21 protein-coding genes are annotated in these 22,802 nt (G+C 43.3%); 20 read left to right on the forward strand and 1 reads right to left on the reverse strand.

Features of this window, described 5'->3' with window-relative positions; translation table 11 throughout:
• Nucleotides 1-19 precede the first annotated feature (19 nt).
• From NST15_RS07585 to NST15_RS07615, 7 genes are all read left to right on the forward strand, one after another.
• Nucleotides 20-721, forward strand: coding sequence for a phosphoadenylyl-sulfate reductase (locus NST15_RS07585; protein ID WP_007499702.1), 702 nt, complete (start codon nucleotides 20-22; stop codon nucleotides 719-721).
• Between the two features lie 13 nt (nucleotides 722-734).
• Nucleotides 735-1,799: an inorganic phosphate transporter gene (locus tag NST15_RS07590; RefSeq protein ID WP_008344915.1), complete on the forward strand. Its 1,065-nt coding sequence runs from the start codon at nucleotides 735-737 to the stop codon at nucleotides 1,797-1,799.
• 57 nt (nucleotides 1,800-1,856) lie between these two features.
• Complete coding sequence (sat, locus tag NST15_RS07595; RefSeq protein ID WP_008344912.1) at nucleotides 1,857-2,993, forward strand: sulfate adenylyltransferase; 1,137 nt, start codon at nucleotides 1,857-1,859, stop codon at nucleotides 2,991-2,993.
• Nucleotides 2,994-3,006: 13 nt separating this feature from the next.
• Nucleotides 3,007-3,600 carry an adenylyl-sulfate kinase gene (gene cysC, locus NST15_RS07600; RefSeq protein WP_342498983.1) on the forward strand — a complete coding sequence of 198 codons (594 nt, stop codon included), beginning with the start codon at nucleotides 3,007-3,009 and terminating at the stop codon, nucleotides 3,598-3,600.
• Nucleotides 3,601-3,628: 28 nt separating this feature from the next.
• Nucleotides 3,629-4,384, forward strand: coding sequence for a uroporphyrinogen-III C-methyltransferase (gene cobA / locus NST15_RS07605; protein WP_008344909.1), 756 nt, complete (start codon nucleotides 3,629-3,631; stop codon nucleotides 4,382-4,384).
• Between the two features lie 83 nt (nucleotides 4,385-4,467).
• Complete coding sequence (locus NST15_RS07610) at nucleotides 4,468-5,253, forward strand: sirohydrochlorin chelatase (protein ID WP_342498984.1); 786 nt, start codon at nucleotides 4,468-4,470, stop codon at nucleotides 5,251-5,253.
• Nucleotides 5,234-5,737 carry an NAD(P)-dependent oxidoreductase gene (locus NST15_RS07615; protein ID WP_025207311.1) on the forward strand — a complete coding sequence of 168 codons (504 nt, stop codon included), beginning with the start codon at nucleotides 5,234-5,236 and terminating at the stop codon, nucleotides 5,735-5,737. Before NST15_RS07610 ends, NST15_RS07615 begins: the two co-directional genes overlap by 20 nt.
• Before the next feature lie 31 nt (nucleotides 5,738-5,768).
• Here NST15_RS07615 and NST15_RS07620 read toward each other — a convergent pair whose 3' ends face one another.
• Nucleotides 5,769-7,478 carry an NFACT RNA binding domain-containing protein gene (locus tag NST15_RS07620; protein WP_342498985.1) on the reverse strand — a complete coding sequence of 570 codons (1,710 nt, stop codon included), beginning with the start codon at nucleotides 7,476-7,478 and terminating at the stop codon, nucleotides 5,769-5,771.
• A 165-nt stretch (nucleotides 7,479-7,643) separates the two neighbouring features.
• Between NST15_RS07620 and NST15_RS07625 the strand changes: the two genes are divergently transcribed.
• From NST15_RS07625 to pknB, 13 genes are all read left to right on the forward strand, one after another.
• Nucleotides 7,644-10,319 (forward strand): calcium-translocating P-type ATPase, SERCA-type, encoded by a 2,676-nt coding sequence (locus tag NST15_RS07625; RefSeq protein WP_342498986.1) that lies wholly within the window; start codon nucleotides 7,644-7,646, stop codon nucleotides 10,317-10,319.
• An 83-nt stretch (nucleotides 10,320-10,402) separates the two neighbouring features.
• Nucleotides 10,403-11,278, forward strand: a complete 876-nt coding sequence (locus NST15_RS07630; RefSeq protein ID WP_007499682.1) for a YicC/YloC family endoribonuclease — start codon at nucleotides 10,403-10,405, stop codon at nucleotides 11,276-11,278.
• A gap of 76 nt (nucleotides 11,279-11,354) precedes the next feature.
• A complete protein-coding gene (remA, locus tag NST15_RS07635) occupies nucleotides 11,355-11,624 on the forward strand; it encodes an extracellular matrix/biofilm regulator RemA (protein ID WP_008344898.1) in 270 nt (89 codons plus the stop codon).
• Between the two features lie 9 nt (nucleotides 11,625-11,633).
• Nucleotides 11,634-12,248 carry a guanylate kinase gene (gene gmk / locus NST15_RS07640; RefSeq protein ID WP_007499680.1) on the forward strand — a complete coding sequence of 205 codons (615 nt, stop codon included), beginning with the start codon at nucleotides 11,634-11,636 and terminating at the stop codon, nucleotides 12,246-12,248.
• A gap of 3 nt (nucleotides 12,249-12,251) precedes the next feature.
• Nucleotides 12,252-12,455 carry a DNA-directed RNA polymerase subunit omega gene (gene rpoZ / locus NST15_RS07645; protein ID WP_008344896.1) on the forward strand — a complete coding sequence of 68 codons (204 nt, stop codon included), beginning with the start codon at nucleotides 12,252-12,254 and terminating at the stop codon, nucleotides 12,453-12,455.
• A gap of 115 nt (nucleotides 12,456-12,570) precedes the next feature.
• On the forward strand, nucleotides 12,571-13,788 hold the full coding sequence (coaBC, locus tag NST15_RS07650; protein WP_008344895.1) for a bifunctional phosphopantothenoylcysteine decarboxylase/phosphopantothenate--cysteine ligase CoaBC: 1,218 nt from the start codon (nucleotides 12,571-12,573) through the stop codon (nucleotides 13,786-13,788).
• A complete protein-coding gene (priA, locus tag NST15_RS07655) occupies nucleotides 13,785-16,193 on the forward strand; it encodes a primosomal protein N' (protein WP_007499677.1) in 2,409 nt (802 codons plus the stop codon). The genes coaBC and priA overlap by 4 nt, the downstream gene beginning before the upstream one ends.
• Before the next feature lie 15 nt (nucleotides 16,194-16,208).
• On the forward strand, nucleotides 16,209-16,691 hold the full coding sequence (gene def, locus NST15_RS07660; RefSeq protein WP_017359337.1) for a peptide deformylase: 483 nt from the start codon (nucleotides 16,209-16,211) through the stop codon (nucleotides 16,689-16,691).
• Nucleotides 16,692-16,696: 5 nt separating this feature from the next.
• Nucleotides 16,697-17,650 carry a methionyl-tRNA formyltransferase gene (gene fmt, locus NST15_RS07665; protein ID WP_342498987.1) on the forward strand — a complete coding sequence of 318 codons (954 nt, stop codon included), beginning with the start codon at nucleotides 16,697-16,699 and terminating at the stop codon, nucleotides 17,648-17,650.
• A complete protein-coding gene (gene rsmB, locus NST15_RS07670) occupies nucleotides 17,637-18,980 on the forward strand; it encodes a 16S rRNA (cytosine(967)-C(5))-methyltransferase RsmB (protein ID WP_048002837.1) in 1,344 nt (447 codons plus the stop codon). The genes fmt and rsmB overlap by 14 nt, the downstream gene beginning before the upstream one ends.
• 3 nt (nucleotides 18,981-18,983) lie before the next feature.
• Nucleotides 18,984-20,072, forward strand: coding sequence for a 23S rRNA (adenine(2503)-C(2))-methyltransferase RlmN (gene rlmN / locus NST15_RS07675; protein ID WP_007499669.1), 1,089 nt, complete (start codon nucleotides 18,984-18,986; stop codon nucleotides 20,070-20,072).
• A 3-nt stretch (nucleotides 20,073-20,075) separates the two neighbouring features.
• Nucleotides 20,076-20,846, forward strand: coding sequence for a Stp1/IreP family PP2C-type Ser/Thr phosphatase (locus tag NST15_RS07680; RefSeq protein WP_034647887.1), 771 nt, complete (start codon nucleotides 20,076-20,078; stop codon nucleotides 20,844-20,846).
• Nucleotides 20,840-22,795 carry a Stk1 family PASTA domain-containing Ser/Thr kinase gene (gene pknB / locus NST15_RS07685; RefSeq protein ID WP_025207318.1) on the forward strand — a complete coding sequence of 652 codons (1,956 nt, stop codon included), beginning with the start codon at nucleotides 20,840-20,842 and terminating at the stop codon, nucleotides 22,793-22,795. Before NST15_RS07680 ends, pknB begins: the two co-directional genes overlap by 7 nt.
• The last annotated feature ends 7 nt before the right edge of the window (nucleotides 22,796-22,802 follow it).

Consider the following 22,802-nt stretch of genomic DNA (forward strand, 5'->3'; position numbering starts at 1 on the left):
CTCCGGAAGGGGAGAAACAATGTTAACTTATGAAAATTGGCAAGAGCCGTCCATTACATTTCAAGAGGATGATTTGTATAAAGGGGCCCTATCTGTGCTGAAATGGGCGTACGGCCACTATGGTGATCAGCTCGTTTATGCATGCAGTTTTGGCATTGAGGGCATTGTCCTGATCGATCTTATTGCGAAAGTAAAAAAAGATGCAAGAATTGTCTTTTTAGATACAGGTCTGCATTTCAAGGAAACATACGACACCATTGATGCAGTTAGGGAAAGATATCCCGGGTTAGACATCGTGCTGAAAACACCTGAGCTGACGGTGGAAGAGCAGAATGAGCAGCATGGTGATAAATTATGGGAAACGAATCCTCAAAGCTGCTGCCATATGAGAAAGGTCATTCCATTGCAAGAGGCACTATCTGGCTATCCGGCATGGCTGTCTGGTTTAAGAAGAGAGCAGTCGCCTAAACGAGCAGGTACGAACTTCTTAAATAAGGATGAAAAATTCCAATCAGTCAAAGTATGTCCGCTCATTCACTGGACGTGGAAGGACATATGGAGATATGCGTCTAGAGAGGATCTTACTTATAATCCGCTGCATGACCAAGGATATCCAAGCATCGGGTGTGCACCTTGTACACAGCCGGCATTTACTGCTGATGATTTGCGTTCTGGAAGATGGTCAGGGACAGCAAAGACTGAGTGCGGATTACATGAGTAAGGGAGCATAATGTATGGAAATCGCCGCAATTTTATTTAGCTTATTCTTTGCTTTAAATATTGGCGCAAGCGGAGCAGCCGCTTCGATGGGCATCGCATATGGTTCAGGTGCGATCAAAAAGCCAATATACGCGCTCAGCGTTTGTGCGGTTGGAATATTAGCAGGTTCAGTGATTGGCGGCGGTGAGGTCGTCAAAACGATCAGCTCCGGGATTATGCCGGAATCTGTCATCACACTTGAAATTGTGTGTATCATCATTGGCTCGGCCGCATTATCACTTTTCATAGCGAATCTCTTGGCCATTCCTTTATCCACAAGTGAGGTCACAGTAGGAGCTGTGGTCGGTGTGGCAGCCGCATATAAAGTGCTGTATGTGAAATCGATCTTAGTCATTGTCTCTTTTTGGGTGATTATTCCGATTGTTGCCTTTGTTTTTACCTTTGCTGTTGTCAAAATCATCAGATTGTTCCCTAAACGAACATTATCCAAAAAAGGTACATTGATCTTATCTGTTGTTTTGATTATCAGTGGGTTTTTAGAAGCATTTTCAGCCGGCATGAACAATGTCGCCAATGCGGTCGGCCCGCTTGTCGCGTCAGGTGTTTTATCAGTCGGGCAAGGAACCCTTTACGGCGGAATCTTTGTGGCCATTGGGGCGCTGCTTCTAGGAAGAAGGGTACTAGAAACAAACGGAAAGAAAATTACACGCTATCAAACGGGTGAAGGCATTCTATTATCGAGCACCGGTGCAGGACTTGTCATCGTCAGCTCTATATTCGGACTCCCTGTTCCCCTTACTCAAATTACCTCCTCGTCCATTATTGGGCTAGGTATGGCAAAGGGTGGACCGAACATTTTTCATAAACATGTTGTGAAAAAAATGCTGAAGGTATGGGTTGTGTCACCTTTCTTATCACTTAGTCTATCTTATTTGCTGGTAAGCCTTTTCTTAAAAGGAGACTATTACTCTATCTTTATCATGATGAGTGTACTGCTTGCTTCACTAGGTGCACTGAGTCTTATGAAGGCAGTTAAAAATGAGAGCAGCTCGATTCATGAACAGGGCGGCGGGATTTAAATATAAATCCGACTATTAACATCTAATAAATATGAACATTGAGAGGAAGATGAACAAATGAGTTTAACACCACATGGTGGCGTATTAATTAATCGAGTAAATGAAGAATTTGATCTAAGCACAGCTGCGAAAGAAATTGAGCTGGATGCCATCTCTTTTGCAGACCTTGAACTCATCGCAATTGGCGGGTATAGTCCAATTGAAGGGTTTTTAACGAAAGCTGATTATGAAGCAGTTGTCAGCAGTATGCGACTAGCAAGTGGTGTCGTTTGGTCTCTTCCGATTACTTTGCCTGTCACAAAGGAAAAAGCAGCGGAGATCAATCAAGGTGACATTGTTCGTCTATCGTATAATGGAACAGTATACGGGGTCATTGAGGTGGAAGATCAATACACACCTGATAAGGAAAAAGAAGCAGTGAATGTGTATAAAACAGATGACCGCAATCACCCAGGCGTGAAAAAATTATTTGAACGCGGTGACACGTATATTGGTGGTAAAATTACACTGACAAAACGTAGCGAAAAACCTTTCCCGCAATTTACGTATGAGCCAGAAGAAACAAGAAAACATTTTAAAGAAAACGGCTGGAAAACCATTGTCGGTTTCCAAACGAGAAACCCAGTCCATCGTGCGCATGAATACATTCAAAAGACAGCACTGGAAACAGTGGATGGTCTATTTCTAAATCCACTTGTTGGTGAAACAAAATCTGATGATATTCCAGCAGATGTAAGAATGAAAAGCTATCAAGTGTTACTGAACGGTTATTACCCGAAAGACCGCGTCTTTTTAGGTGTTTTTCCTGCTGCCATGCGTTATGCTGGACCAAAGGAAGCGATTTTTCATGCGCTTGTGCGTAAAAATTATGGCTGTACACATTTTATTGTCGGCAGAGATCATGCAGGTGTTGGTGATTATTACGGCACATACGAAGCGCAGGAGCTATTCGAACAATTTACAAGCGAAGAAATTGGGATCACACCATTAAAATTTGAACACAGCTTTTACTGCAATACATGTGAAGCCATGGCAACACCAAAAACATGCCCACATGATAAAAGCGAACATGTCATTCTTTCAGGTACAAAGGTTAGAACGATGCTGAGAAATGGTGAATTACCACCGAGCACGTTCAGCCGAAAAGAAGTCATTGAAACATTAATCGAAGGATTAAAAACGACGGTATCTTAAAGGAGGATATGACATGAGCAACGAACATATCGTGTGGCATGATTCATCTATTACTAAAAAAGAATATCAACAGAAAAACAACCATACAAGCGGGATCATTTGGCTGACAGGTCTAAGCGGTTCAGGTAAATCGACCATCGCCAACGCAACAGCTCGAGAGCTGTTTGAACAGGGGTACCAAGTGACAGTCCTTGACGGCGATAACGTACGCCATGGACTCAATAAAGACTTAGGCTTTTCAGATGACGACAGAAAAGAGAACATTCGGCGCATCGGTGAAGTGGCGAAATTATTTGTTGAGCAAGGAACGATTGTCATTACTGCTTTTATTTCACCATTTCAAGAAGACCGCCAAATCGTAAGACAGTTAGTCGAAGACGGAGAATTTCACGAAGTGTTTGTGAAATGTGATCTGAACGTGTGTGAAGAGCGTGATCCAAAGGGATTATATAAAAAAGCAAGAAACGGCGAAATTCCATTTTTCACGGGAATCGATTCACCATACGAAGAGCCAGCTGCGCCTGAGCTTGTTCTAGATACAGGTGGATTATCACGCGAGGAGTCAAAACAGCGCCTTGTTGATTATGTAAAGAATAAAACGAAATAATCGCCTGATGGCAGGGGGAGAAAGCAAGATGGGGAAAGTATACATTGTTGGTGCCGGACCGGGTGATCCAGACTTAATTACGCTAAAGGCCCATAAGGCAATACAGCAGGCAGATGTCATTTTATATGATCGTCTTGTCAATCAAGAGATTCTTGCCCATGCCAAACCGGAGGCGGAGTTGATCTATTGCGGCAAACTGCCGAATCATCATACGATGAGACAGGAAGCGATTAATGAAGCGCTTGTTGCTTATGCGAAGGAAGGGAACATAGTCGTTCGTCTAAAAGGCGGTGATCCCTTTGTATTTGGCCGTGGCGGTGAAGAAATCGAATGCTTAGCTGAGCATGGTATTCCATATGAAGTTGTCCCAGGGATTACTTCTGGCATTGCAGCCGCTGCTTATGCAGGCATTCCAGTCACGCACCGAGAATTCAGCTCAAATGTTGCGTTTGTAACAGGGCATTATCAAAAGGATGAACATTTTGAAGAAAAGTGGGAAGCGCTCGCGACGGGGATTGATACCCTTGTCATTTACATGGGCGTCAAAAACGTGGAAAGAGTTCAGCGGCTGCTTTTGAAAAATGGGCGGAATCCTGAAACCCCAGCTGCGTTTATTCACTGGGGAACGACCACAAGGCAAAAGACGACTTGCTGCACGGTGGCGACACTATCTGAAACGGTTGAAAAAGAAGGGATCGAGCACCCAAGTTTAATCGTGGTAGGAGATGTCGTTCACTTTCATCAAAAGTTGAACTGGTTTGAACCAGCACTGATTGAGAAATGAGAACAAAGGTGAAAAGACACGTGTAGACATCGTGTCTTTTCGTCTGAATAAAACTAAGGTTGCAAGGAGGAGTCAAAAGTCAAATGAAACAAGCAGTCCTTTATGTCGGGCATGGAAGCAGGGTAAAAGAAGCACAGGATAAAGCCATTTCTTTTATGAAAAGCTGTATGCCGTTAGTGGAAGCAGATATCCAAGAAATTTGTTTTTTAGAGTTGACAGACCCTTCAATCGAAGAAGGGTTTGAGACTTGTGTACAAAAAGGAGCAACCCACATTGCGATCGTCCCGCTCCTCCTTTTAACTGCCATGCATGCCAAATCAGATATTCCAGATGAGATTGTGAAAGTACAAAAACGTTTCCCACAAGTGAAGGTGACATATGGAAGACCTATAGGCGTGAACCAAGAAGTCACGAAAGCGGTTATCGCAAGGATTGAAGAAGCAGGATACAAGGGAGAGCACGCAAAAATTCTCTTAATTGGCCGCGGAAGCTCTGATCCAGATGTAAAGCGGGATGTGTTTGGCATTGCAGATGATGTCCGTAGCATGTTGCCTTGTGCAGAGGTTTTTTCGTGTTTTATTACAGCGTGTGAACCGAATTATCGTGACGTCTTAGCACAGTTAACAGTAGATGACGATACGCCTGTCTATCTCGTGCCTTATCTTTTATTTACCGGCATTTTAATGAAAGAGATTGAGAGTGAAGCGAATCAGGCGAGAGAGCGGCTGCGAGATGTCCGTGTCTGCCGATACATTGGGTTTCATCCCCATGTAAAAGCAGCTTATATTGAACGTGTGCAGGAAACGATCTTAAACAAAGAGGATGCGTTTCGTTTTCAAGGAGAAAGCCATGCTTCCAGTTCATCTTGATCTAACCAATAAACACGTGCTAATTGCCGGCGGAGGAAGGGTTGCGGCTAGAAGGACGAGTGCGCTATGCATGGAGCCATGCAGCATAACCATTGTGAGCCCTGACATTTGTGATGAAATGGCGAATCTCATTGAGACATATCAGCTGACTTGGAAGAAAAAGAAAGTTGATGCGGAAGATGTAAAGGATGCATTTTTAATTGTCGCTGCTACAGACGATGCTTCAGTAAACGAGTGGATGACGCAATCAGCGCTTCCTCATCAGCTCGTCAACTGTGTGAGCCAGTCAGAGCTAGGCAATGTGATTGTGCCAAAGGTTGTAAGGGCAGGAAAAGTAACAATCTCCATATCTACGAGTGGTGCAAGCCCAGCCCGCACTAAACAGCTGGCTGCGGCCATTGAGACCTTGCTTGAACAAGAGGATGTAGATGCACTGGATGAGCTCTATATAGAAAGAAAAAAAAGACAAAGAAAAAGCCGATAAAATCTCATCTAAAGATTTAATCGGCTCTTTTTTATTTTCTCAGCTTTAGGACAACATCCTCATCAGGCGTCACAAATAATGTTTGCTGCTGATCATACGTGACAAAGCCCGGTTTTGCTCCGTTTGGTTTTTTCACATGCCGGATTTTCGTATAATCGACAGGGACGGAGCTTGATTCTTTTGCCTTCGAGAAGTAGGCAGCAATTTGTGCCGCTTCAAGCAAGGTTTGTTCATCAGGCGCTTTGTGACGAATGACAACATGTGATCCAGGAATATCCTTTGTGTGAAGCCAAATGTCATCACGAGCTGCCGCCTTTGTGGTCAAATATTCGTTTTGCTTGTTGTTTTTTCCAACGAGAATCGGAACACCTTGAGAAGATTCATACGTTTCCAGTTGAATGGCCGATGGTTTCTTCTTTTTGGCGTTGCGTTTTTGTTTGGGACGCAAATATTTTCCTTCCACCAGTTCTTCTCTTATTTCCTCTAAATCTTTTGGTGAGGCAGAGGACAGCTGCTGGATCAGCTCGTCAAAATAAACAATTTCTTCATGTGTTCGCTCAATTTGTTCATTTACGGCCTCTACTGCATTTTTTGCCTTTTGGTATTTTGTAAAATACGCTTGTGCATTTTCAGAAGGGGTTTTGTTTGTTTTGAGCGGGATCGTGATCTCTCCGCCTTCTTCATCATAATAATTGATGACAGTCGCTTCTTTATCCCCTTTTTTAATCGCATATATATTGGCAGTAAGCAATTCACCATAAAGCTGATACTTATGCGCATTTTGAGATTCTTCAAGCGTTCTTGTTAGTTTTTTTAGCTTGTTTTCATTTTTCTTTTTTTCATTCGCAACAAAACGTTCAAGATCAGCCGCCTGCTGTTTGACTCTGTCTCTTTCAGCTTTTCCGAAATAAAAGCGGTCAAGTAGCTCGCTTAGAGAATCAAACGTCTTCATGTCACCATCGACGTGCTGAAGTTCTAATAAATAAAAATACTCTTTCCCGTCTTTTCTCGTGAGCTGAGGGGTAAAAGAATGCGCCTGAATGAGCTGGAACATCTCGAGCAATGTACTTGGAATCGTTTCCTGATTGGCAAGACCGGCCCTGTGGACAGCTTCCTTAGCAAACAGCGGAGAAACCCCGGAGAATGTATCGACAATTTGATTGGCAATTTTCCCTTCTTGAAAACGTAAATGCTTTAAAATAGCTTCCTTCGTCACGTCAAAAGGATTCAGCTTTTGCTGTGCCGGCGGCAGAAGATATTGATGTCCTGGCAGCACCGTTCGATAGCTGTTCACAGATGGAGAAAGGTGTTTCAGTCCGTCAATGATCTGTTCCGTTTCGTCCTCCACGAGAATTAAGTTGCTGTGCCTGCCCATAATTTCAATATACAGCTTACGGGTTTGTTCATCGCCAATTTCATTTCGGCTTCGCACGTGCAGCACGATCACCCGATCTAACCCAATTTGTTCAAAACGTTCAATGAACCCACCCTCAAGATGTTTTCTGAGGAGCATACAAAACATTGGCGGTTCGCTCGGATTATCATCATGGTGCTCAGTGAGCTGTACCCTTGCATAGCTCGGGTGAGCGGATAAAAGCAGCTTATGATTCTTCCCCTTTGACCGGATATGAAAAATCAGCTCATGCTTGTATGGCTGATGTATTTTCGAAATTCTTCCGCCAGTTAATGTTTCTTGCAATTCATTTGTCATACCGTATGTAAAAATGCCGTCAAATGACATGTTGGATACACCCTCTTCTTTCACACAAATCTACTGAAAGAACCTTACGTTTTCTCGTTCTTTAGGCAGTCTTATTATTATAGCATGATTTAGGACGAGTCTGAATAAACTGGCTTATAGAACACTGCATAAGAGAGAGAACAAAAGAGGAGTGGACGAGGTCAAATGAATTGGCATGAACTGAACCAAACCGATTTATTAAAAACAATGAATACATCGATAGGTGACGGACTGTCAGAAAAAGATGTGCAAAAGCGGCTTGAAAAGCATGGGCCAAATGAATTGCAGGAAGGGAAAAAGGCGTCGGCGTTCGTTATTTTTTTAGCGCAATTTAAAGACTTTATGGTGTTAATCCTGCTTGCGGCAACGATTATTTCTGCCTTTTTAGGTGAATACATTGATGCTGTGGCGATTGTGGCGATTGTGCTGATAAATGGTGTGCTTGGCTTTTATCAGGAACGCCGTGCGGAAAAGTCCCTCCAAGCACTAAAGGAATTATCAACGCCTCATGTCTATGCAAGGAGAAACAATGAATGGGTCAAGATCCCGTCGAAGCACCTCGTGCCGGGAGATATTGTGAAGTTTTCAAGTGGGGATCGAATTGGGGCAGATATCAGATTACTAGAAACAAAGAGTTTGGAAATCGAAGAATCTGCCCTCACTGGAGAGTCCATCCCAGCGGTCAAACATGCGAGTCCGCTCTCGCGAGATCATGTCTCACTTGGAGATTTGACGAACATGGCCTTTATGGGGACGCTTGTCACAAGAGGAAGCGGTGTAGGGGTTGTCATTGGTACAGGGATGAATACGGCGATGGGACAAATTGCGGGTATGCTGGATTCAGCAGGTAATATGGAAACACCGCTGCAAAGACGCCTTGAGCAGCTGGGGAAAATTTTAATTGTGGCTGCATTATTTTTAACTGTGCTTGTGGTTGTTCTTGGTGTGGTGCAAGGTCATGATTTGTATCATATGTTCTTAGCGGGTGTATCTCTCGCTGTTGCTGCGATTCCAGAAGGACTGCCGGCGATCGTCACTGTCGCACTTTCCCTAGGTGTGCAGCGGATGATTAAACAAAAATCCATTGTCAGAAAGCTGCCGGCTGTGGAAACACTCGGCTGCGCCTCGATTATTTGCTCAGATAAAACAGGCACAATGACACAAAATAAAATGACAGTGACACATGTATGGGCAGAGGGGAAAACGTGGAATATTTCTGGCACTGGGTACGAGCCGTCAGGTGATTTTACCTTAAACGGAGAACTTGTCCATGTAGACAAACATCCAAGCCTGCAAAAGGTGCTATTATACGGAGCACTTTGTAATACATCGAACATCGTTGAAAAAGACGGTGAGATGAGACTTGATGGTGATCCGACAGAAGGAGCACTTCTAACCGCTGCGCGTAAAGCGGGTTTTACAGAGCAATTCATCGAAGCGGGATTTCGTGTGGTGGAGGAATTCCCTTTTGACTCTGAAAGAAAAATGATGTCAGTCGTCGTGGAAACGAATCAGAAGGAGCGGTATGTCATTGCCAAAGGGGCGCCAGATGTGCTGATGAACCGTTCAAGTCATATGATGCACGGCGGACGCACCGCCTCATTTTCAAAGGCTCACCGGCAAGAAACAGAAGCTGCGATTCAAGGTTTAGCAAGACAAGCGCTTAGAACCATTGCGATTGCATATAAAAAAGTAAGCCTGACAGAAAAAATCACCTCTGTTCAGCAGGCAGAAACTGGCCTCACATTTATCGGTCTAGAGGGCATGATTGATCCACCTCGTCCTGAAGTGAGACGAGCGATTAAAGAATGCCGGGATGCTGGCATTAAAACAGTGATGATTACAGGCGATCACGTAGAAACGGCTAAAGCGATCGCTAAAGATTTAAGTCTCTTACCGAAGCAAGGAAAGGTGCTTGATGGAAAAGCTCTGGATCAGCTAAGCGACAAAGAGCTGGAGCAAACAGCAGAAGATGTGTACGTCTTTGCCCGTGTATCACCTGAGCATAAACTGAGAATTGTGAAGGCCTATCAAAAAAATGGCCATATTGTCGCGATGACAGGTGATGGTGTGAATGATGCGCCAGCGATTAAACAGGCGGATATCGGCATATCCATGGGGATTACCGGAACAGACGTTGCCAAAGAAGCTTCTTCTCTTATTTTGCTTGATGACAACTTTGCGACCATTAAATCCGCTATTAAAGAGGGCCGGAATATTTATGAAAACATTCGCAAATTTGTCCGCTATTTGCTGGCATCGAATGTGGGAGAGATTTTGGTTATGCTGTTTGCAATGCTTCTTGCGCTTCCATTGCCTCTCGTTCCAATTCAAATTTTGTGGGTAAACCTTGTCACAGACGGCTTGCCGGCTATGGCACTTGGAATGGATAAACCAGAAGGCGATGTCATGAAGAGAAAGCCGCGAAACATGAAAGAGGGGATTTTTGCAAGAGGACTTGGTTGGAAGGTCATATCAAGAGGGTTTCTGATCGGGATTGCCACTTTGTTAGCCTTTATGTTTGTGTATCACCGTGATCCGAACAATCTTCAATATGCGCAGACGGTTGCATTCAGCACACTCGTTTTGGCGCAGCTCATTCATGTGTTTGACTGCCGCAGTGAACGGTCTATTTTTGAACGCAATCCATTCGGGAATATGTACTTGATCGGCGCCGTTGTGTCTTCCCTTCTGCTGATGCTTGTGGTCATTTATTATCCGCCGCTTCAGCCGATTTTCAAAACGGTGGCAGTCGCACCAGTCGATTGGCTTCTGATCATCGGTATGTCTGCATTGCCAACTTTTTTACTGGCAGGATCACTTTTGACAAGAAAAAAATAATTGGTTATGGTATAATTTTGAGGTAATAGTGTCTGCTATTACCTTTTTCATTTTATTAATATGAAAGAATTGGGTGTTTTCACATGATACGCAGTATGACGGGATTCGGCCAAGCGAGTAAAACGGATGGTGAACTGACAGTGTCAGTTGAGCTAAAATCGGTCAATCACCGTTTTAAAGAGGTTCATGCCCGTTTGCCGAGGCCGCTTTTATATTTCGAAGATACATTAAAAAAAATCATTCTTCGTCACGTGCAGCGCGGTCGAATTGAGCTGTTTGTTACGATTGAAGGCGGTAAACTTGCAAGCCGGTCTTTACAGATTGACTGGCCGCTGCTTGATGAATATATGAAAGCCGCAAAAGACCTTGAGGACCGCTATCATATTTCAGGTATTCAGCATGCACATGACTTACTGAAGCTGGAACAGGCTGTTCAGGTGGAAGAGTCAGTCAGCCGAAATGAGCAGCTGGAGCATTTGCTGATAGACACTTGTGAAGAAGCTGTCAAGGAGCTTTGCTTCATGAGAGAGCAGGAGGGAACATCACTTCAAAAAGACTGTGAACTCAGGCTGTCTGAACTCGAGGCATTTACAGAAGAAATCAAAGTGTTTGCACCAGAGGTTGTGAGTCAGTACAAAGAACGATTGAATCAAAGATTGCAAGAATGGATCGGAGAGGCGCTTGAAGAGAGCAGACTGACCACAGAGGCGGCCATTTTTGCTGATCGCTGTGACATTACAGAAGAGATTACCAGGCTGAAAAGTCATTTTCAGCAGTTCCAGCAAATTTTGACGCAAGGTGGCGCTGCCGGACGAAAGCTTGACTTTCTTGTACAGGAGCTCAACCGTGAAGTGAACACGATTGGATCAAAAGCAAACCATCACCATTTAACAAAGCTGGTGGTTGAAATGAAAAGCGCTATTGAAAAAATAAAAGAACAAGTGCAAAATATAGAATAGTCATTGTGTATGCTGTTTACAGTGCGTCTCTTTCGGCGAGACTAGAGACGTTTATATTACAGGGGGACGAAAGAAGATGACCATAAAGTTGATCAATATCGGATTTGGAAACATCATTTCAGCGAATCGGATGATTTCAATCGTCAGTCCGGAATCAGCACCGATTAAACGAATGATACAAGACGCAAGAGATCGAGGCATGCTCATTGATGCGACATACGGAAGAAGAACCCGTGCTGTTGTCATTATGGACAGTGACCATGTCATCTTATCTGCCGTTCAGCCTGAGACTGTCGCGCAAAGACTTTCTGTAAAAGAAGAAATCATAGATGAAGGGCAGGGGTAATACGCCATTATGAAAGAAAGAGGACTTTTAATCGTTCTCTCTGGACCTTCGGGAGTTGGAAAAGGAACGGTCAGACAAGCCATTTTCTCCCAGGAAGATACGAAATTTGAATACTCTATTTCTGTGACAACCCGCAAACCGCGTGAAGGTGAGAGAAATGGTGTTGATTATTTCTTTAAAACCAGGGAAGAATTTGAACATATGATTGAAAACAAAAAGCTGTTAGAATGGGCAGAGTATGTTGGGAATTACTACGGCACGCCTGTTGACTATGTAGAACAAACATTGAGCGAAGGAAAAGATGTTTTCCTTGAAATCGAAGTGCAAGGTGCACTTCAAGTAAGAGAAGCATTCCCAGAAGGTCTCTTTATTTTCCTTGCACCGCCAAGTCTTTCAGAACTTCAAAACCGCATTATTACACGCGGGACAGAATCTGAGGATCTCATCCGTAACCGAATGGCTGCTGCAAAAGAAGAAATTGAAATGATGGATGCTTATGACTATGTCGTTGAAAACGACGATGTCGAGCTTGCATGTGAAAGAATTAAAGCGATCGTCCTTGCAGAGCACCTGCGAAGAGACAGAGTCGCACCAAGATATAAAAAAATGCTGGGGGTAGAATAAACCATGTTAGATCCTTCAATTGACTCATTGATGAACAAACTTGACTCAAAATATACACTTGTCACAGTGTCTGCACGCCGTGCACGTGAAATGCAAATCCATCAAGATCAACAAATCGAAAACACAAAATCCTATAAATTTGTAGGGAAAGCTCTTGAAGAAATCGATGCTGGTCTTTTGACATTTGAAAAAGAAGAGCAAGAATAACATCGCTTCTGCTATGCAGATACGATACGTTCAAAAAAGTCAAAACTATGATTGGTTTTGACTTTTTTGAATTGTAGACGAATTTGTGAAAAAGGCCGTTAAGGGGGACAAACAAATGTTACAGTCGAAAAATATTTTACTCGGCGTCAGCGGAGGAATCGCCGTATATAAAGCAGCTGCACTCACTAGTAAACTCGTACAGGCAGGCGCAAACGTAAGAGTGATTATGACAGAATCTGCCCGTGAGTTTGTGTCTCCGCTCACCTTCCAAGCCCTATCTCGGCATGAGGTGTATGTGGATACATTTAAAGAAAACAATCCAAAAGTCATTGCGCATATTGATGTAGCTGACTGGGCCGATCTCATTCTTGTTGCCCCTGCAACAGCACATACCATTGGTAAAATGGCCGCAGGACTTGCTGATGATATGCTCACAACCACCTTGCTTGCTTCAACAGCTCCTGTATGGGTTGCACCGGCTATGAATGTGCACATGTATGACCATCCAGCTGTCAAACGGAACATCCGCACTTTATATGAAGACGGCTACCGGTTTATAGAGCCAAGTGAAGGCTATTTAGCATGTGGCTACATTGGAAAAGGACGCTTAGAGGAGCCTGAAAAAATTGTTGAACACATCCGTGCGTTTTTTGATGAGCCAGCCAGCTTGCCGCTTTCAGGTAAAAAAGTCGTGGTCACAGCTGGCCCTACACGAGAAGTGATCGACCCTGTTCGTTTCCTTTCAAATCGATCTTCTGGGAAAATGGGCTATGCCATTGCAGAAGCTGCCGAGCAAATGGGGGCTGATGTCACGCTCATTTCAGGACCTGTTTCGTTAACTGCGCCTGAGCATGTGGATGTGGTGCAAGTGGAATCGGCTGAGGAGATGTATCAAGCAGCGTTAGAGGTGTACGAGAAAGCAGATATAGTGATTAAATCAGCAGCCGTTGCCGATTATACGCCTGTCACGACGTATTCTCATAAAATGAAAAAACAAGACGGTGAACTAGCGGTTGAATTTAAGCGGACGAAAGATATTTTAAAAGAGCTTGGGAAAAGAAAAGAACATCAGGTGCTAGTCGGCTTTGCAGCTGAGACGCAGGATGTAGAATATTATGCGAAAAAGAAAATCGAATCCAAGCATTTAGATATGATTGTCGCGAACAATGTTGCAGCAGAGGGCGCAGGCTTTGGCACAGATACAAATGTCGCAGCATTGATCAAAGCAGACGGAACAAAAAAAGAGCTGCCAATGATGAGCAAAAAAGACCTTGCCTTTGAAATCTTACAGGAGGCAAAGCAGCTGCTGCCAAAAGAGCGTGATCGAGCATGATTGCTGAAGTGATCGTCGATGTCACAACGAAAGCCATTGACAGGCCATTTGACTATCGTGTGCCAGACCGCTTTAAAGGCCTTGTCAAGGCTGGTATGAGGGTAGTGGTTCCTTTTGGCCCAAGGAAGATTCAAGGGTTTGTGACAAAAATCAAAGAAGAAACAGACGTACAGTCAGGAAACATCAAGGACATTGTCGATTTATTTGATTTATCTCCTGTTCTGACAGATGAGCTATTGGAGCTTTCCCACTGGCTGACGGAAAAAACATTGTCCTATCATATTACGGCGCTTCAATCGATGCTCCCAGCAGCGATGAAAGCCAAATATGAAAAAGAAATTCAGGTGTTATCAGCTGAGGAACTTCCGCAGTCATTGAAAGAGCTTTTCGGTCAGCAAGAGAGCATCCTTTACGCTGACATTCCGCCTGAACAGCTGAAGCCTATTCAAAAGCATGTCCAAAAAGGCCATCTAGAAGTCAGATATCACGTCTCACAAAAATCCGGAAAGAAAAAGGTGCGGACACTTCAGATAGCAGTTACGAAAGAAAAACTTGAAGAAAAACAGAAGCAGTTAAAGAAAAATGCGGTGAAACAGAAGGCGCTGCTTACCTTTTTATTTCAAGCGAATGAAACGACGTTTTTAGCAAAAGATTTGCAGCAACAAACAGGTGCTAGTTCTCAAACGATAAAAGCCTTGATTCAAGAAGGTCTGTTAACAGAAAGCTATGAAGAGATTTATCGAGATCCTTATCGGGATAGGGAGTTTACACCGTCTACTCCTCTTGATCTCACAAAAGAGCAAGCAGAAGCGGCAAAACCCATTCATCAAGCAGTGAGCGATGACAAACATGAAACGTTTTTACTGCACGGAGTCACAGGAAGCGGTAAAACCGAAATTTATTTACAGACGATTGATCATGTCCTCCAAAAAGGAAAAGAAGCGATCGTCCTAGTTCCTGAAATTTCATTAACGCCTCAAATGGTCCAGCGTTTTAAAGAGCGCTTCGGGTCCAATGTGGCTGTTCTTCATAGCGGCTTATCGACTGGGGAAAAATACGATGAATGGCGGAAAATCCACCGCAAGGAAGTCAAGCTTGTCGTTGGCGCAAGATCGGCTGTTTTCGCCCCGTTTGAAAATCTAGGAATGATCATTATAGATGAAGAACACGAATCGTCATATAAACAAGAAGAAATGCCTCGGTATCATGCGAAAGATGTGGCCATTGAACGAGCAGGGCGGCACCAATGTCCGGTTGTATTGGGCAGTGCAACGCCTTCACTTGAGTCATATGCGCGTGCGAAAAAGGGTGTGTATACACTGCTGACGCTCAAACGGCGCGTCAATCAGCAGCAGCTGCCGCACGTTTCGTTAATTGATATGAGAGAAGAATTAAGAAACGGCAACCGCTCCATGTTCTCAGAAGAATTAATGCTCAGGTTAAAAGAAGTACTTGAAAGGAAAGAGCAGGCGGTTTTATTTCTCAATAAAAGAGGCTATTCATCCTTTGTGATGTGCCGTGATTGCGGATATGTGGAACAATGTCCTCATTGTGAGATCTCTCTCACTTATCACCGCTTTCAAAAACGGCTGAAGTGCCATTACTGCGGTCACGAAGCTCCTGTACCTGCAGAATGTCCAGAATGCCATAGTGAGCATATTCGCTATTTTGGTACAGGCACGCAGCGTGTGGAAGAAGAGCTGACGAAGGTATTGCCAGAAGCAAGGGTCATCCGAATGGATGTAGATACAACCTCTCGGAAAGGCGCGCACGAAAAGCTTCTCACGTCCTTTGGTAACAAAGAAGCGGATATACTGCTTGGGACGCAAATGATTGCAAAAGGCTTAGACTTCCCAGATGTTACACTTGTCGGTGTCCTTAGTGCGGATACGTCTCTTCACATCCCTGATTTTCGTTCAAGTGAAAAAACGTTTCAGCTTCTCACGCAAGTAAGCGGACGTGCGGGACGTCATGAAAAAGCGGGGTCAGTCATTATTCAATCATATACACCTTCGCATTATAGTATTGAATTAACCAAACAGCATGATTATGAAGCCTTTTATGAGCAAGAGATGTTGCACCGTCGTCATCAGTCCTATCCGCCATTTTATTTTTTGGCGATGGTGACTGTATCACATGAAGAAGTGACGAAGGCAGCGCATGTCACAGACAAAATTGTTCAGTTCTTGAAAATGAATTGTGCACCGAATACAAGGATTCTCGGTCCTGCTGCTTCTCCGATCGCTAAGATCAAAGATAGATATCGATATCAATGCGTGATAAAATACAAAAGGGAAAATGAACTGGCAAGTTTATTACGAAAAATACAAGATCATTATCAAAAAGAAATGGAACAAAAACAGTTGATGATATCAATCGATATGAATCCATATATGATGATGTAAAACGGAGGTCTTTTCGTGGCAATCAAACCGATCGTCTTACATCCTGCAGACGTGCTTGAACAACAAACAGAGCTTGTTGATACATTCGATAAAAAACTGAAAAAACTGCTGGATGATATGTATGATACAATGCTTGAACTAGATGGAGTCGGCCTAGCCGCACCACAAATCGGCATCTCAAAAAGAATCGCCGTGGTCGATATCGGCGAAGATTCTGGGAGGATTGACTTGGTAAATCCTGAGATTCTTGAAGTGGAAGGGAGCCAGACAGACATTGAAGGCTGCCTGAGCTTTCCATCTTTGTACGGAACGGTTGAAAGACCAAATTATGTGAAGGTGAAAGCCTTTGATAAGAAAGGCAAACCATTTACAATAGAAGCAGAAGGATTTTTAGCAAGAGCTTTATTGCATGAAATTGATCACTTAGACGGTGTATTATTCACGTCGAAAATCATTCAAACCTATACAGAAAAAGAACTTGCGGAAATGGAAGGGTGAAGAAAATGGCACGTATCGTATTTATGGGAACCCCTGATTTCTCAGTACCTGTGCTGCAAACACTTATCACAGAAGGATATGAAGTTGTCGGGGTCGTCACACAGCCAGATCGCCCGAAAGGCAGAAAACGAGTACTGACGCCGCCTCCTGTAAAAGTAGAAGCCTTAAAACACAGCATTCCAGTTTTACAGCCTGAAAAGGTACGTCTTGATGAAGAAATTGATAAAGTGCTTGCCTTAAAGCCAGATTTGATCGTAACAGCAGCGTTCGGACAAATTTTGCCAAAAAGATTACTTGATGAACCTGAATTTGGCTGTATCAACGTTCATGCCTCACTGCTGCCAGAATTAAGAGGCGGTGCACCGATCCATTATGCGATCCTGCAAGGCAAAAAGAAAACAGGCGTGACGATCATGTATATGGTAGAAAAGCTTGATGCAGGTGACATGATTAGCAAAGTAGAAGTAGAAATTGATGAATTAGACAACGTCGGAACACTGCATGATAAATTAAGTGTGGCTGGTGCGGCCTTATTAAAAGACACAGTTCCAAATGTGTTAAGCAGGTCTATCTCGCCAATTCCGCAAAATGAAGAGGCAGCAACGTATGCACCAAATATTAAGCGGGAGCAGGAAAGATTAGACTGGAACAAGCCAGGAGAAGAGCTTTACAACCAAGTTCGCGGCTTAAATCCATGGCCAGTTGCCTATACTGAATGGAGCGGTGCTAACTTAAAAGTATGGGAAGCGAAAAAAGTTCCGCTTCAAGCACCAGAAGAACCTGGGAAAGTGATTGAGCTTCAAAAAGAAGGACCAGTCGTTGGAACAGGAAATCAGCAAGGCCTTTTATTAACGAGTGTACAGCCCGCTGGAAAGAAAAAAATGAGCGGTGAAGACTTCTTAAGAGGCGCAAATATCGAAATTGGACAGAAATTAGGGTTAATCAATGAAGAAAAGTAATGTGAGAGAAATAGCGCTGGACGCTTTAATCAAACTCGAACAAAATCAAGCCTACAGTAACTTGCTTTTGCAGTCAGTGATGAAAGAGAAAGAACTTTCCGATCAAGACAAACCGCTATTAACAGAACTTGTATACGGTACACTGCAAAACAAGCTGGCACTTGATTATATGCTCACACCCTTTGTGAAAAAACCGCAAAAAGTGGCTCCATGGGTGATGCAGCTTTTGCGGATGTCTCTTTATCAGATGGTTTACCTTGAAAAAATTCCAGATCGTGCAGCCATCCATGAAGCAGTGGAGCTAACGAAAAAGCGCGGACATAAAGGCATTTCTTCACTAGTCAACGGCGTTCTTCGTTCTGTGCAAAGAGAAGGCGTGCCATCATTTGATGCGATCAAAGATCCGGTAAAAAGGCTCTCAATAGAGACAAGCCATCCATTGTGGCTCGTACAAGAATGGGTGGAGGCGTACGGTTTTGAAGCAGCAGAAAGCATGTGCCGTATTCATTTAGTCCCGCCAAAGCAGACATTGCGTGTCAATCAAATGAAAAAAAACCGCACTGCACTGCAGCAAGAACTCATGGATGCAGGAATTGAGACAGAGCTCGGCGACCTATCTGAGGATGCACTCAAACTCATGAAAGGCTCTATCGTATCTACTCCTTTCTTTCAAGAGGGCTTTGTCACGATTCAAGATGAAAGCTCCATGCTTGTCGCAAGAGCGCTGGATCCTCAGCCGGGAGAAATGGTGCTTGATGCCTGTGCCGCTCCTGGTGGTAAATCAACACATATCGCAGAGCGAATGAACGATGAGGGGAAGATTGTGTCTCTTGATTTACATGAGCACAAAGTAAAACTGATCAAACAGGCAGCAAAGCGTCTAAACTTAACGCATATTGAGGCAAAAGCGCTTGATGCAAGAAAAGCATCCGACCATTATGATGATGCTTCGTTTGACCGTATTCTCATTGATGCACCATGTTCAGGTTTTGGCGTCATCAGACGAAAACCAGATATGAAATATACAAAGTCCTCGGAAGACTCAGCAAGACTTGCGACAATTCAGCAATCGATCTTGCATGAAACAGCCCAGCTGCTAAAGCCAGGCGGAACCCTTGTATACAGTACATGTACAATGGATCCAACAGAAAATCAACAAGTGATTCATGCGTTTTTACAAGAACACCAAGACTTCGAACCCGATCTATCTCTTAATGAACGGCTGCCTGAGCAGGTTGCTCCGTTTGTTCAAAACGGAAGTGTACAAATTCTTCCTCATTATTTCGGAACAGATGGTTTCTTTATTTGCAGCATGAGAAAGAAGGGATAAAAAATGACAGAACAAAAACAAAAAGTAAGAAAAGAACTGAAAACAGACATGCCGTCGATCTACTCGTTTGAGCTAAATGAAATCAAAGACTGGTTAAAGGAACAAGGCGAGAAGCCTTTCCGTGCAACACAAATTTTTGAGTGGCTTTATGAAAAACGCGTCACGTCCTTTGATGAAATGTCTAACCTTTCAAAGGAATTAAGAGAAAAATTAAAAGATCAATTCGCCATCACGACTTTAAAAACAGTGATCAAACAAACTTCTCAAGATGGAACGATCAAGTTCTTATTTGAATTACACGATGGCTATACCATTGAAACCGTGCTGATGCGCCACGAATATGGCAACTCTGTCTGCGTCACAACACAGGTTGGCTGCCGGATTGGTTGTACATTCTGTGCATCTACACTTGGCGGTTTGAAACGTAACCTTGAGGCGGGAGAAATTGTGGCCCAAGTATTGAAAGTACAACAGGCGCTTGATGAAACAGATGAACGCGTCAGCTCAGTTGTTATCATGGGAATTGGCGAACCGTTTGATAACTTTGATGAAATGCTTGCATTCCTTAAAATCATTAACCATGACAACGGTTTAAATATTGGTGCACGTCATATTACCGTTTCGACGAGCGGGATCATTCCAAAGATTTATCAATTTGCGGATGAGCAAATGCAAATCAACTTTGCTGTCTCCCTACACGCACCAAATACTGACATTCGAAGCCGCCTCATGCCAATCAATAAGGCATACAAGCTGCCAAAATTAATGGAAGCTATTGAATATTACATTCAAAAAACAGGCAGACGCGTGAGCTTTGAATACGGTCTGTTTGGCGGAGTCAATGATCAAGTCCATCATGCAGAAGAACTTGCTGATTTATTAAAAGGAATCAAATGCCATGTAAACCTCATCCCGGTGAACTATGTACCAGAAAGAGATTACGTGAGAACACCAAGAGAACAAATCTTCCTATTTGAAAAAACGCTGAAAGAACGAGGCGTAAACGTAACGATTAGACGAGAGCAAGGCCATGATATTGATGCTGCTTGCGGTCAGCTAAGAGCGAAGGAGCGTCAGGAAGAGACGAGGTGACGAATGTTGATAAGGGCAGCCTTTCAAACCGATACAGGAAAAGTCCGTCAGCATAATGAAGATGATGCAGGTATTTTTGAAGCAAAAGAAGACACACTTCTAGCTGTTGTAGCAGATGGAATGGGAGGTCATCTTGCTGGTGATGTAGCCAGCAAGATGGCAGTTTCTTCTTTAAAAGAATACTGGCAGGAAACATCTTCAATTCCAAATAAACCAGCCGATCAAGAAAATTGGTTAATCTCAAAAATTAGCGATATTAATGACCAAGTATACGAACATGCGAAAAACAATGAGGAGTGCCAAGGAATGGGGACGACCATCGTTTGTGCGCTCGTTCATTTGCAAACGGTCACAATTGCCCATATTGGTGACAGCCGCTGCTATTTGCTAAGAGAAGGAGCACTGACCCAATTAACAGATGATCACTCACTAGTGAATGAGTTAGTGAAAACAGGAGAGATTTCAAAAGCGGATGCAGAATATCATCCAAGAAAAAATGTGCTGACCAAAGCGTTAGGAACGGATAAACACGTTCAAATTGATGCACGAACTTTTGAAGTGGACCCAGGAGATCAAATTTTGCTTTGCTCAGACGGATTATCGAATAAAGTAGAAGAAGAGCATTTGATTCAGATTTTATCGCAAACAACCGCACCAGATGAAAAAGTAACAGAGTTAGTTCAAACAGCGAATGACAACGGCGGTGAAGATAACATTACAGCAGTACTGTTAGAAATCTCCTCCCAAACAGAGGAGGGTGACAGCAAGTGTTGATCGGAAAAAGGATCAGCGGCCGTTATCAAATTCTTCGCGCAATAGGCGGAGGCGGAATGGCCAACGTTTATTTGGCGGAGGATATGATTTTAGATCGCGAAGTGGCGATTAAAATTTTACGGTTTGACTTTGCAAGCGATGATGATTTTATTAGACGGTTCCGGAGAGAAGCGCAATCAGCAGCCAGCTTAGATCATCCGAATATTGTCAGTATCTACGATGTAGGGGAAGAAGATGACATTTATTATATTGTCATGGAATATGTCGAGGGGATGACGCTGAAAGAATACATACACGCCAATGGACCACTTCATCCAAAAGAAGCCGTTCGCATTATGGAGCAAGTCGTTGCGGCGATGGAAGAAGCCCATGCGAAACAGCTCGTCCATCGAGACATTAAGCCTCACAATATATTAATAGACAACTTGGGGAATATCAAAGTCACTGATTTTGGCATTGCCATGGCACTTAGCTCAGCGACCATTACCCATACGAATTCTGTTCTTGGCTCCGTGCATTATTTGTCCCCAGAGCAAGCGCGCGGCGGTCTTGCAACGAAAAAGTCAGATATTTATTCACTTGGTATTGTTCTTTATGAGCTGATTTCAGGACGCATGCCATTTGAAGGAGAATCCGCTGTCAGTGTCGCACTGAAGCATTTGCAATCAGAGCCGCCATCTGTGAGAAGGTGGAATCCTTCTGTACCACAAAGCGTGGAGAACATCATTTTAAAAGCAATGGCCAAAGATCCATTCTATCGATACGAAGATGCATCTGAAATGCAAAAAGACTTAAAAACGGCTTTTGACCCTGCAAGACTAAAAGAAAAGCGCTTTGTCATTGAAGAAGATCATGAAGCAACAAAAGCCATTCCTATTATAAAAGATCATCAAGTCGATCAAGACAATGAAAAAACAGCCGTCCACCCGGTTCAAAAACCAAAGAAAAAAGAGAAACAAAAACCGAAGAAAAAACGGAAAAAATGGCCGTGGATTGTAGCGTCGATCTTATTTGTTTTGACGGCTGCGACCATTTTAGCGATCACGGTCTTCCCAGGATTACTCTTTCCAAAGGATGTAGAGGTGACCGATGTTTCTGGCATGACGGTTGAAAAAGCGGAAGACACCTTAAAGAAAGCTGGATTTACCGTCGCTTCTGAACCCATTGATATTGCCGACGAGAAGATTGAAAAAGGGCTGGTTGTTAAAACAGACCCGAAAATCGGAACTAAGGTAAAAGAAGGGACAGAAATTCAGCTTTATCAAAGTACAGGTAAAGAAAAAACCGAATTACCTGATGTAACAGGTGAAAAGGTCGAGAAAGCAAAAGAACTATTAGAGAAAAAAGGGTTTAAACAGGTTGTTGTAGAGGAAGTGAATGATAATGACACAGAATCAGGCATTGTCATGGAACAGAAACCTTCCGCGAATACAGAACTTGTCGCAGCAGATGAAGAAGTCACATTGACCGTCAGTATAGGCCCTGCCGATATTACCTTACGGGATTTAACGACGTATAGTAAACAGGCCGCATCAAATTATTTAGAGGATAATGGACTAAAGCTAGATGAAAAAGAAGCATATTCTGACGATGTGCCAAAAGGTGAGGTCATGAAGCAGGAACCGGGAGCGGGGACAGCTGTTAAACCTGGTGATACGGTTAAAATTACGTTCTCCCTTGGACCAAAAGAGAAACCAGCCAAAACAGTGACTGAAAAGATTGCGATCCCATATGAACCAGAAACAGAAGGACAAGAAATGAATGTTCAAATATCCATTGACGATGCAGAACATAGCATTTCTGATTTATATGAAACCTTTAAAATCACTGCGCCCACTGAGCGAACGATTAAATTTAAGATAGAACCTGGTCAAAAAGGATACTATCAGGTGACTGTGGATGATAAAGTAGTAAGCTCCAAAACGATTGAATACCCTGATGATGAATAAAGGAGGG

It is taken from the genome of Bacillus sp. FSL R5-0820 (assembly GCF_038593385.1).
Taxonomy (GTDB): domain Bacteria; phylum Bacillota; class Bacilli; order Bacillales; family Bacillaceae; genus Bacillus; species Bacillus altitudinis.